General features: G+C 72.3%; 10 protein-coding genes. 5 read left to right on the top strand and 5 right to left on the bottom strand.

Translation table 11 applies throughout. The features are described from left to right. Positions 1-342 precede the first annotated feature (342 nt). Positions 343-690 carry a DUF6481 family protein gene (locus ABZT49_RS22625; RefSeq protein ID WP_355289162.1) on the bottom strand — a complete coding sequence of 116 codons (348 nt, stop codon included), beginning with the start codon at positions 688-690 and terminating at the stop codon, positions 343-345. Positions 691-972: 282 nt separating this feature from the next. Between ABZT49_RS22625 and ABZT49_RS22630 the strand changes: the two genes are divergently transcribed. The 4 genes from ABZT49_RS22630 to ABZT49_RS22645 all read left to right on the top strand — a co-directional run bounded on the left by ABZT49_RS22630 (position 973) and on the right by ABZT49_RS22645 (position 7101). Then, positions 973-2019, top strand: a complete 1047-nt coding sequence (locus ABZT49_RS22630; RefSeq protein ID WP_355289164.1) for an HD domain-containing phosphohydrolase — start codon at positions 973-975, stop codon at positions 2017-2019. Between the two features lie 458 nt (positions 2020-2477). Next, positions 2478-5195, top strand: coding sequence for an ATP-binding protein (locus tag ABZT49_RS22635; RefSeq protein ID WP_355289166.1), 2718 nt, complete (start codon positions 2478-2480; stop codon positions 5193-5195). Between the two features lie 102 nt (positions 5196-5297). Continuing rightward, positions 5298-6266 carry a cation diffusion facilitator family transporter gene (locus tag ABZT49_RS22640; protein WP_355289168.1) on the top strand — a complete coding sequence of 323 codons (969 nt, stop codon included), beginning with the start codon at positions 5298-5300 and terminating at the stop codon, positions 6264-6266. Between the two features lie 409 nt (positions 6267-6675). Further along, positions 6676-7101 (top strand): MucR family transcriptional regulator, encoded by a 426-nt coding sequence (locus tag ABZT49_RS22645; RefSeq protein ID WP_355289170.1) that lies wholly within the window; start codon positions 6676-6678, stop codon positions 7099-7101. Positions 7102-7337: 236 nt separating this feature from the next. Here the strand turns inward: ABZT49_RS22645 and rimM are convergent, their stop codons facing one another. From rimM to ABZT49_RS22665, 4 genes are all read right to left on the bottom strand, one after another. Then, complete coding sequence (gene rimM, locus ABZT49_RS22650) at positions 7338-8033, bottom strand: ribosome maturation factor RimM (RefSeq protein WP_355289172.1); 696 nt, start codon at positions 8031-8033, stop codon at positions 7338-7340. 11 nt (positions 8034-8044) lie between these two features. Beyond that, positions 8045-8404, bottom strand: coding sequence for a 30S ribosomal protein S16 (gene rpsP / locus ABZT49_RS22655; protein ID WP_048432948.1), 360 nt, complete (start codon positions 8402-8404; stop codon positions 8045-8047). Between the two features lie 74 nt (positions 8405-8478). After that, on the bottom strand, positions 8479-10098 hold the full coding sequence (ffh, locus tag ABZT49_RS22660; protein ID WP_355289174.1) for a signal recognition particle protein: 1620 nt from the start codon (positions 10096-10098) through the stop codon (positions 8479-8481). A 19-nt stretch (positions 10099-10117) separates the two neighbouring features. Next, entirely contained in the window at positions 10118-10339 is a 222-nt protein-coding gene (locus ABZT49_RS22665; protein WP_355289176.1) for a glutathione S-transferase, read from the bottom strand. 281 nt (positions 10340-10620) lie between these two features. Here ABZT49_RS22665 and ABZT49_RS22670 point away from each other — a divergent pair, with 281 nt between their 5' ends. Next, a complete protein-coding gene (locus ABZT49_RS22670; RefSeq protein ID WP_355289178.1) occupies positions 10621-11082 on the top strand; it encodes a hypothetical protein in 462 nt (153 codons plus the stop codon). Positions 11083-11274 lie beyond the last annotated feature (192 nt).

The raw sequence follows: 11274 nt of genomic DNA on the forward strand, positions 1-11274 counted from the left end.
TGGTTCAACGGCCCAGTCGATCTCGGGCCTGCCCGAGATCGAAGTCGATGCGTCAGCATCTTGGGCCGTTGGTATGACGCGGTAGAGGGAGCTGGGCGCGAGGGATCCGGGCTGAACGAGGCGATGCCGGGTTTTCGCGTCCCGGTCTCCTCCGCGAGGCTTGGCGAAGTCGGCGGATGTCATGGCTGGCTTTGAGTCGCGGGCAGTTCCGCACCCGCCACGGCGCGCAGCAAGGCCGCCGGACAAAGAAAAACCCCCGCCGGATCCGGCGGGGGTTGATGACGACCGTCGCGGGTGCCCGGATGGGGGCCGACGGCGCTTTCGGTCGACGCGGGATCGCGCCTATTTGCGGCGTGCCTTGCGGGCGGCGTAGCGGGCGTCGCGGGCGGCTTTGCGCTCGACCTCCGCGGCAGCCTCGCGCTCGGCCGCCTCGGCCGCCTCGCGCTCGGCGCGGGCCTTGGCCTCCGCCTCCTCGGCCGCCCGGCGCTCGGCCTCGGCCTGCTTGGCCGCCTCGCGCTCCGCGGTGCGGGCGGCACGGGCCTCGGCGATCTTCTGGCGCTCCGCCAGGCGGGCCTGGACCTCCGGATCGTCGGCGGCGGGCTTGGCCCGGAACTTCTCCAGCAGGGCCTTCTTCGCGTCCGCGGACGTGCTCCGCCGATCGTTGAAGTTCTGGTCCTTGAAGCCGGCCATCGTGTTCGTCTCGTCGTCCTGCGTGCGAAGGCGCGCCCATCCGTGGGAATCGCGCCGGGATCCGTCATGGTCTGTCCGGCTCCCGCGTCACGCGCGAGGAGCCGTCGCACGTGCTCTAGCGCCGACGGCGTCCGGTTTCAAAGCCAAAGACGCCGCGGTCACCCAAGTGAGGGGTGGAACCTCGGCCGATCGGGGTAAAACGACGACCTTGGGTCAGGGGATTGTCAAGGTTTCCCCGGCAGGTTCGCCGGGCGGTGGCGATCTCTCGCCGGAGGAGACCTCATGCGTGCGATCGTCCTCGACGATGCCGAACTCAACAACCTCCTAATGATCGAGGCCTTGCGGCCGATCGCCCATTGCCGGCCGCAGAGCTTCACCCGGCCGGCGGACGCGCTGGCCTTCGCGGCCTCCCATGCCGACGAGATCGGGGTCGTCCTGACCGATTACGAGATGCCCGGGATGGACGGCCTCGCAGTGATCCGGGCCTTGCGGGCGCTGCCGGGCTTCGCGCACGTGCCGATCGTGATGGTGACGAGCTTCGACCAGCGCGCTCTGCGCCGGACCGCCCTGGAGGCCGGCGCGACCGATTTCGTCAACAAACCCTGCGATCCGGTCGAGATCCGGGCCCGCGTCACCAACCTGCTCGCCCTGCGCCGGGCCTATCAGGCCGAGCACGCCCAGGCGGCCCGGCTCGCCCAGGAGGTCGCCGCCGCGGTGGCCCAGGTCGAGGCGCGCGAGCGCGAGATCGTCACGGTGCTGATGCGCGCGGCCGAGCACCGCGACACCGATACCGGCGACCACGTCGCCCGGGTCGCGACCTACGCCCTGCTGATCGCCGAGGCCCTCGGCCTGCCGCCGGAGCAGTGCCGGCTGATCAGCCTCGCCTCGACGATGCACGACGTCGGCAAGATCGCGATCCCCGACGCGATCCTGCTCAAGCCCGGCCCCCTGACTCCCGAGGAGCGCCGGGAGATGGAGCGCCACGCCGAGCGCGGCGCCCGCATCCTGGCCAACAGCTCGTCCGACGTGGTGCGCCTCGCCGCCGAGATCGCGGTAAGCCACCACGAGCGCTGGGACGGCGCCGGCTATCCCAACGGGCTGTCCGGCACCGCCATCCCGCTCCCAGGCCGCATCGTCGCGGTGGCCGACGTGTTCGACGCCCTGACCAGCGACCGGCCCTACAAGCGCGCCTGGACCCTGGAGGCTACCCACGCCTTCCTGCTGCGGGAGGCCGGGGCGCATTTCGACCCGGCGGTGGTCGACGCCTTCCTGTCCCGCTGGGACGCCGTCGCGGACCTGGTCAGCCAGGCCGCGAGCCGCGCCGCCTGACGGAATCGAAGACCGTGACGACCGGGATGACGGACGTGCCGGGAGAACCGATCCCCGCTGGCGGGCTGGGACAGAACCGGAGCCTGCGCGCCCGGGTGATCCGCGCGGCGGACCCGGGCGGGCCGGCGCAGCCTCCGCCCGGCCCTCCCTGGCAGGTCTTGCGGTCGCGTGCCGGGTTTCGGGCGGAGCGTGCCCGGACGTCCGGTGCCGAAACCACCCCGACTGAAGCCCTTACTGAAATCCCTGCTGAAATTCCTGCCGAGGTCGTCCGGGCCGACGCCTCGCGGATCGCGGCCGTGCCCGCTCCAACTGATACGATCTCCGGAAAATCGCTTCCGGAGATCGTATCACCAGCCCGCGCGGCGCCTGAGCGAAGCCGATCTCCGCATCGCGAAAGCGATCCGACAGGATCGCCTGAAGCGATCGATCGGAGATCGTATGACGCCCCTCCGCCAGCTTTGTCTCCTGCATCGTCCCGTCCGGCCCGCAGCCTCGCGGCCCGCCTCGGCCGGGCGGTGCTCGGCGCGGTGATGGTGGCGCTGGCGGCCGGCACGGCGCTCGGCGCCTGGTCGGAGGTCGACCGCTACGCCGCCGACACCCGCCGGGCGCTCACCGGCCTCGCCTCGGTCTTCGCCGCCGCCGCCGCGGGCGCCGCCGCGGCGGACGATGCCGCCGGCGCCCACGCGGCGCTCCGGGCGATCGGCCGCCAGGACGGCATCGTCTATGCCGGGCTGACCCGCGCGGACGGCACGGCGCTCGCCGAGCAGGGGACGGGCCTGCGCCTCGCCGACGACCTCGACCTCGACGAGGAGGGCCTCACGCCGCTCGCCCTCGTGCTGGCCCGCACGGTGAAGGTGAGCGTGCCGGTGGTGGAGAACGCCCGGACCGTCGGGCGGGTGACCCTGATCGCCGATACCGCCGATCTCGTCGGGCGCCTCTTCGACGTGGTGCGCAACGCCCTGATGGGGGCGGCCCTCGCCATGGCAGTCGGCTTCGCGGTGGCCTGGCGTCTCGGCCGCGCCCTGACCCGGCCGCTCACGGCCCTCGCCCGCACCATGGACGCGGTGCGCGAGAACCACGATTACGGCCGCCGCGCCGTGCTGCCGTCCGGCGCCGATTCCGGCGACGAGGTCGGCCGGCTGGCGACGAGCTTCAACGGCCTCATCGACGCGGTGCGCGAGCGCGACCACCGCCTCGTCGAGCACCAGGGCCGGCTGGAGCAGGAGGTGAGCGACCGCACCCATGACCTCAGCGAGGCCAAGGAGGCGGCGGAGGCGGCCAACAGCGCCAAGTCGTCGTTCCTGGCGACGATGAGCCACGAGATCCGCACGCCGATGAACGGCATGCTGGTGATGGCGGAGCTGCTCGCCGCTGCCGAGCTGCCCGCGCGCCAGCGCCGTTACGCCGAGGTGATCGCGCGCTCAGGGCAGAGCCTGCTCGCGATCATCAACGACATCCTGGACTTCGCCAAGGTCGAGGCCGGCAAGCTCACCCTGGAGCGCATCGCCCTCGATCCGGCCGAGGTGGCGGACACCGTCGCGACCCTGTTCGGCGAGCGCGCCCGGGGGAAGGGGCTCGACCTCGCGGCTTTGGTCGCGCCGGACGTGCCGCGGACGATCCAGGGCGATCCCGTCCGGCTCGGCCAGGTGCTGGGCAACTTCGTCAACAACGCCCTCAAGTTCACCGAAACCGGCCACGTCCTGGTGCGGATCGAGGCGGTGAACCGGGGCGCGACCCTGCGCCTGAGCGTGACCGATACCGGCATCGGCATCCCGGCCGAGACCCTGCCGACCATCTTCTCCGCCTTCTCGCAGGCGGACGGCTCGACGACCCGGCGCTTCGGCGGCACCGGCCTCGGCCTGTCGATCGCCGAGCGCCTCGTCTCCGCGATGGGCGGGCGGATCGGCGTCGAGAGCCTCGTCGGCCGGGGCTCGACCTTCTGGGCCGAGATCCCCCTCGTCGGCGCCGAACCAGCCGAGCCGGTGCTGCGGGCGGGCAGGATCGTCCCGGCAGTCATCGTCGCGGTGACAGGACCCGCGACGCGGCTCGTCCTGACGGAAGGCCTCCGCGAGGCCGGCTTCGCGCCGGGCGAGGGGGGGCAAGGCGCGCATCACCTCGTCGAGGCCGGCGACCTCGCCCGGGCCGGGCGCCGCCCGGCGGGGGCTGGCCGGGTCATCGCCATCGCCCCGATGGGCGATCCGAGCGGGGCCGCGGTGCTGTCCTCAGGCCTCGCCGACGCCCTGCTGCGCTGGCCGCTCGCGCAAGGCGAGTGGCGCCCGGCCCTCGCCGCGCTCGCCACGGGGGGCAGCTTCGCGGGAATCGGTGCCGAGGCCGGCCCGGTCGCCGCCCTGCCGCGCTTCCCCGCCGCGCGGGTGCTGGTGGCCGACGACAACCCGGTCAACCGCGAGGTCGCGGCCGAGGCGCTCGGCCGCCTCGGCGTGACCCGGGTGATGACCGTGGAGGACGGGTTCGGGGCGCTCGAGGCAGCCCGCGAGGGCGGGTTCGACCTGATCCTCATGGACGGCTCGATGCCGGGCCTCGACGGCTTCGACGCCGCCCGGGCGATCCGGCAATGGGAGGCAGCGACGGGCTCGGGCCCCATCCACATCGTGGCGGCGACCGCCCACGTCGTCGGCACGGCGGCCGGGGCTTGGCGCGAGGCCGGGATGGACGGCGTGCTGGCGAAGCCCTTCACCCTGACCGATCTCGCCCGCACCCTGGCGGCGGCCCTCGGCACGAGCGGGGAGACGGGCGAGGCAGTGGAGCCGGACGAGGCCCCGGAGGCGGACGCGCCGGCCCCGACGGCTCTCCTCGATCCCGATACCCTGGCCGGGCTCGCCGAGATGGCCGAGGGCTCCGGCTCGGCCTTCGTCGGGCGGGTGCTCGGATTGTTCGCGGCCCACGGGCCCGACGGTCTCGCGGCCCTGCGGGCGGCGGGCGACGCGAACGCCGCGGGCCGGGCTGCGCACGGGCTCAAGTCGATGAGCCTCAATGTCGGCGCGGCGTCCCTCGCCGCGCATCTAGGGGAGATCGAGCACGCGGCCCGGGTCGAGGGGCGCGTGCCGGACGAGGCGGTGCTGGCGCCGCTCGAAGGCTTGCTCACCGACAGTATCGCGGCGCTCTACGGGCATTTCGGGCTCGATCATCCCGTGATCACCCTGCGCGATGCGGCGTAACACCTGAGAAACATCGTCGCGGGCGGCCGGACCCATTCGCCAAGCCGCGGCGTTACTCGTCGGCCACGGCCACGCTCGCCGGGCGACGGAGGCTCAGGGCATATGGCTCACGAAAGCAGTGGCGCGATCTACACCGCCGCCGGCGCGAACCTGGCGATCGCCGTGGCGAAGTTCGTCGGCGCCTTCTTCACCGGCAGCAGCGCGATGCTGGCCGAGGGCGTCCACTCGGTTGTCGACACCGCCAACCAGATCCTCCTGCTCGTCGGATTGAAGCGGGCGCAAAGACCGGCGGATGCCCGCTTCCCGTTCGGCTACGGCCGCGAGGTCTACTTCTACGCCTTCCTGGTGGCGCTCCTGATCTTCCTCGGCGGCGGCGCCTTCGCGGTCTACGAGGGCATTCACAAGCTCCAGCACCCGGAGCCCGCCGCCGACGCGGTGATCCTCGGGCGGACCATCCCGGGTTTCATCGTCAACCTCGCGATCCTCGGCTTCGCCGTCCTGGCCGAGGGCTATTCCTGCTTCGTCGCCCTCAAGGCGTTCTGGGGCGAGAAGGGTGAGCGGCCGCCGATCACCGCGATCCGCCGCAGCAAGGACCCGGCCCTGTTCACCGTGCTGGTCGAGGACGTGGCGGCGCTCACTGGCCTCGTCGTGGCGCTCGCCGGCGTGATCCTGGCGGAGACCCTGGCGCAGCCCGCCTACGACGGCATCGCCTCGATCGTCATCGGGCTGATCCTGATCGGCATGGCGATCTTCCTGATGATCGAGACCCACGGCCTGCTCGTCGGCGAGGCGGCGGAGCCCGAGCTGGTCGCCGGCCTGCACGAGATTGTCCGGTCCGAGCCGGGGGTGCAGCACGTCAACGAGGTGCTGACGCAGCATCTCGGTCCGGCCGACATCCTGGTCAATGTCAGCCTCGACATGGACGACCGCCTCTCCGCCGGCGAGATCGAGCGGCTGGTCGGTCACCTGGAGACGCGGATGAAGGCGCTGAGCCCCAAGGTGCGACGCGTCTTCATCGAGATACAGGCCCGGCACGACGCCGCCGCCCGCCAGCCGGACAAGGTGGCCTGAACCCCCGCACCGCTCGCGGCACGCCGGATCGCCCGTCCCAATCATCCGGCCGCCGCTGGCGGTCGGACCTGCATCAGAGCTCTCGTCGCGGCTCCCCGCTCAAATACCGCCTCGGAATAGATTTTTATGCAATTATCGGCAACGTGAACTCAAAAATTGCAACCTTGAGTATATTCAGCTTGGTTGTATCGCGCTGAAATCCACAGGAACTACCTGATTTGACCCCTGCGTTGCTGCTACCAGCTTGCGGACGGGCATGAGAGTTGCCACCAAGTCTGAGGGACCGGGTGATCGCGCCGGCGGATTTGGGTCGCGGACGGTTCCCAAGAAGACCGGGTGGCGGCACGGCGCCGGGCCGGCCCCGCTGCAACGCCTCCGTCCACCACACTCTCGAAGCGGAAACCCTAGAATGTCAGACGTGGATACTCACGATCAGGAGCCGGGCGAACTCGTCATGCTCACGGCCGATATCGTGTCGGCCTACGTGTCGAAGAACTCGGTCCCGGTCGGGGATCTCGGCAGCCTGATCGCCGCCGTGCACTCGTCCCTCGAACGCGTCGCCGCACCTCCGGCGCCCGAGCCCGAGAAGCCCACGCCGCCGGTGCCGATCCGCAAGACCGTGACGCCGGACTACATCATCAGCCTGGAGGACGGTAAGCCCTACAAGTCGCTGAAGCGGCACCTCACCACCCGCGGCCTCTCGCCCGAGCAGTACCGCCAGAAATGGGGCCTGCCGCACGACTACCCGATGGTCGCCGCGACCTACGCCGCCCAGCGCTCCGAGCTCGCCAAGAGCTCCGGCCTCGGCCAGCAGCGCAAGAATCGCGGGCGGTAAGAGGCGTCCCGAGCGCGGGTGCCCATCGATCCGGGTCCGAGCCGACACCCACGATGTCATCCCGGGGCCGCGAAAGCGGAACCCGGGATCCATAACCGCTGACGATGCAGGACGAGGCGGACCGTGATCCGCTTCGTTCTCCCACGTCAGCGCTTATGGATTCCGGGTTCTCGCTTGCAGCGAGCCTCGGAATGACGAAGTGGGTGGCAAGTCGCTCCGCCCGCCCGGGCAGGCGTTCAGGCGGCGTCGGGGTCCCGAGGTGCCGCCGGGGCGAACAGGTCCTCGGGCGGGTCGACGACGACCCGGCGGCCCGCGACGTCGATCTCGGGCACGAAGGCCTTGGTGAAGGGCAGGAGGGCCGGGCTGCCGCCCTGGGCCGGCGAGATCTCCAGGAGGTCGCCGCCCCCGTAATTCGGCACCGCCCGCACCGTCCCGACCGGGTTGCCGTCGCGATCGACCACCGCCAGCCCGACGAGGTCGGCGGCGAAGAACTCGTCCTCCTCCTCCGGCGCGCCGAGGCGCTCGCGGGCGATGTAGAGGGCGAGCCGGTTCAGGCTCTCGGCCCCGTTGCGGCCGGACACGCCCGCGACGCGGGCGATCAGCATGTCGGGAGTGCCGGGAGCGGGGCGCAAGGACGCGATCTCGACGATGCGGCCGTCGGCCCCGGTGAGCGGGCCGTAGGACCCGATCGCCGTCGGATCGGCAGTGTAGGATTTCAGCCGCACCTCGCCGTTAAGGCCGTGGGCGCGACCGAACTCGCCGAGCAGCACGAATCCGGGATCGGTGGCGATCCCGGATTCGGCCCTGACGGGCGCAGGGTTGGCGCGCTGCGGCGCCGGCGCGCCTGCGCCCCGGCGCGGATCGGACTCCCCCCGGACAGGCCCCTTGGGGGCCTGGCCGCGCGGGGGTCGGGCGTCGGGGCGGCGCGCCATGGTCTTCGGTCTTACTCGGCCGAGTCGGCGGCGGCGCCGGCCTTCTCGGCCCGGGCGGCGGCGCGCTCCTTGGCCTTGGTGCCCGGCTCGGCCTTCTGCGGATTGCTGCGGGTCGGGCGCTTGGCGAGGCCGGCGGCGTCGAGGAAGCGCAGGACGCGGTCGGTCGGCTGGGCGCCCTTGGCGAGCCAGGCCTGGACCTTCTCGGTCTCCAGGATGACGCGGGCCGGATCGTCCTTCGGCTTCATCGGGTCGTAGGCGCCGACCTTCTCGATGAAGCGGCCGTCGCGAGGGGCGCGGGCGTCGGCGACGACGATGCGGTAGTACGGGCGCTTCTTGGCGCCGCCGCGGGTGAGGCGAATCTTGAGGGACATGGGTCTCTTCCTGTCTTTCTAGGGTTCGAGGGTCGTTCGACGTCGCGGGCGGGGAGGGGCCTTGCCCTGACCGCCTACTTCTTCTTGCCGAAGGGGAGGCCGCCGAGGCCGGGCAGGCCCGGGAGCTTGCCGCCTAAGCCCGGCAGGCCGGGGGCAGCGGGGGGCGCCTTGGCAGGGCCTGCCGGCAGCTTGCCGGCGGGGCCGCCGGGCGCCTTGGGACCGCCGAGGCCGGGGGGCATCGGCGGAAGGGTGGTGCCGGGCGGCAGGGACTTCTGCAGCTCGGCGAGCATCTCGGGGGTGGGCTGGGGCATGCCGCCCATCATCTTGCCCATCGCCCCCATGCCGCCGCCGCCGAGCCCGAACATGCTGCCCAGCGCCTGGCCGATGCCGCGCTTGCCCGAGCCCATGGCCTTCATCATGTCGGCCATGGTGCGGTGCATCTTGAGGAGCTTGTTGATCTCAGAGACGTCGACGCCGGCGCCCTTCGCCACGCGCTTCTTGCGCGAGGCCTTGAGCACGTCGGGGTTGCGGCGCTCCTCGGGGGTCATCGACGAGATGATGGCGCGCTGGCGCTTGAACATCGTCTCGTCGAGGTTGGCGCCTTCGACCTGCTTCTTGATCTGGCCCATGCCGGGCAGCATGCCCATCAGGCCGCCGATGCCGCCCATCTTCTCCATCTGGGCGAGCTGCATCGACAGGTCGTCGAGGTCGAACTTGCCCTTGCGCATCTTCTCGGCGACGCGAAGGGCCTGTTCCTGGTCGATGGTCTCGGCCGCCTTCTCGACGAGCGAGACGATGTCGCCCATGCCGAGAATGCGGTTGGCGACGCGGGCCGGGTGGAACTCCTCCAGTGCATCGACCTTCTCGCCGGTGCCGACGAGCTTGATCGGCTTGCCGGTGACCGCCCGCATCGAGAGCGCCGCGCCGCCGCGGGAATCGCCGTCCATGCGGGTGAGCACGATGCCGGTGACGCCGAGCCGCCCGTCGAAGGCGCGCGCCGTGTTGACCGCGTCCTGGCCGGTGAGCGCGTCGGCGACGAGCAGCACCTCGTGCGGGCCGGTGGCCGCCTTCACGTCGGCGGCCTCCTGCATCAGCGCCTCGTCGAGGGTGACGCGGCCGGCGGTGTCGAGCATCACCACGTCGAAGCCGCCCAGACGCGCGGCCTCCATGGCGCGCTTGGCGATCTGCACCGCCGACTGGCCGGCGACGATCGGCAGCGACTCGACGCCGACTTGGCTAGCCAGAACCGCCAGCTGCTCCATCGCGGCCGGGCGGCGGGTGTCGAGGGAGGCGAGCAGCACCCGGCGCTTGTCTCGCTGGGTCAGGCGGCGGGCGATCTTGGCGGTGGTGGTGGTCTTGCCCGAGCCCTGGAGGCCGACCATCAGGATGCCGACGGGGGCGGGCGCGTTGAGATCGATGACCCCGGCCTCGCCGCCGAGCATCGCCACGAGCTGGTCGTTGACGATCTTCACGACCATCTGGCCGGGCGTCACCGACTTCAGCACCACGGCGCCGACGGCCTGCTCGCGCACCTTCTCGGTGAAGGAGCGCACGACCTCGAGGGCGACGTCCGCCTCCAGCAGGGCGCGGCGCACCTCGCGCAGGGCGGCGGTGACGTCGGCCTCGGTCAGGGCGCCGCGGCGGGTCAGCCCGGACAGGATGCCGGAGAGGCGGTCGGAGAGGCCTTCGAACATGCGCGTCGTCTCCGGGGATCTACTCGTTCACGCCCGCGGACGCGGCGCGACGGGCCTGCAGGGCGCCCTCGAAATGGGTGAGCGCCCGTTCGAACTTGTCGCGGCAATCGGGATTGCAGAAGCCCACGACCGCGCCGTTGTAGAGCGTCAGCGAGTCGGCCGCGATCGGCTTGCCCGACCAGGGGCAGAGCGCGTTCACCGCGTCCTCGATGCGCAACGGCGTGGGGTCGGTCCTGGTCATCCGGTCTCCTGCGAGGCCGCCCGATCGCGGGCGGCGGGTGGAGCGGTCGCGCGCAACGCCAGTCGCGCCCGAGGGCGCATCGCGCTGTCGGGCGTTGACCTCCGGCCTCACGGGGCCGGTCGGCGTCGAGACGAGACCTCGTCCTTGAAGGCCGGGGCCTAGCCCCCTGCGCCGGCGATGTCAATGTCCGAGATCCGGCCTCGCGATCCCGGGGCCGCATTTACCGCTTCTTAACCATGCGGGAGGTTAACTGGCGGTCAAGATTCGCGAGGAGATGCGGCGTGTCCGAACCGGCCTTGAAGACGCAGACCACCGCCGGGGCGCGGCAGCCCTCGGGCCCGCTGCAGGACTGGCTCGCGACCCTGTCGCGGATCGACGCCGCCGACCAGGCCCGCGCCGCGCCGCGCCGGTCGGCCGAGCCACAGCCGACCTGGGAGCCCCGCATCGTCGCCCCGGCCGAACCCGCCCTGATGGCCGAGCCGGAGGCGCCCCCGGCCCCCCCGGCGGCGGAGCAGGACGACCTCGCGGCGCTGATGGCCGAGAACATGATGCTCAAGGCCCGGCTGCGGCAGGAGCACGGGCGCTACGACGAGCTGCAGGCGCTGCTCGCCGACGAGCTGCGCTCCCTGCGCGCCCATGTCCAGCACGAGGTCGACAAGGCCGAGGAGCTGCGCGCCGAGCGCGACCTATGGATGGCCCGGGCCGAGGCCCTGGCTCAGCCGCTGTTCCAGCCGCGGCGCTGAAACGAAGCCCGCCCGCCCGTCCGACATCCCGCGTCACGTCGACCCCCCCGGCATCCCTGCCGGGGCGTTTTGCCGTCGGGGGGGGCCGCGCGCCCGCCCCCCCCCCCGGCGCCGCGGGGGCCCGGGGGGGGGGGGTGGGCCCCCCGCGGGGGGGCGGGGGTGGGGGGGGGAGGCGCCCCGGGGGCCGGCCGC

Origin of the sequence: Methylobacterium sp. EM32, from assembly GCF_040593685.1 — a bacterium.
Classification (GTDB): domain Bacteria; phylum Pseudomonadota; class Alphaproteobacteria; order Rhizobiales; family Beijerinckiaceae; genus Methylobacterium.

Coding starts and splice junctions, on each gene's coding strand:
- rpsP (WP_048432948.1), bottom strand. CDS start 8,404: ATGTCCCTCAAGATTCGCCTCACCCGCGGCGGCGCCAAGAAGCGCCCG.
- ABZT49_RS22630 (WP_355289164.1), top strand. CDS start 973: ATGCGTGCGATCGTCCTCGACGATGCCGAACTCAACAACCTCCTAATG.
- ABZT49_RS22645 (WP_355289170.1), top strand. CDS start 6,676: ATGTCAGACGTGGATACTCACGATCAGGAGCCGGGCGAACTCGTCATG.
- rimM (WP_355289172.1), bottom strand. CDS start 8,033: ATGGCGCGCCGCCCCGACGCCCGACCCCCGCGCGGCCAGGCCCCCAAG.
- ffh (WP_355289174.1), bottom strand. CDS start 10,098: ATGTTCGAAGGCCTCTCCGACCGCCTCTCCGGCATCCTGTCCGGGCTG.
- ABZT49_RS22640 (WP_355289168.1), top strand. CDS start 5,298: ATGGCTCACGAAAGCAGTGGCGCGATCTACACCGCCGCCGGCGCGAAC.
- ABZT49_RS22625 (WP_355289162.1), bottom strand. CDS start 690: ATGGCCGGCTTCAAGGACCAGAACTTCAACGATCGGCGGAGCACGTCC.
- ABZT49_RS22665 (WP_355289176.1), bottom strand. CDS start 10,339: ATGACCAGGACCGACCCCACGCCGTTGCGCATCGAGGACGCGGTGAAC.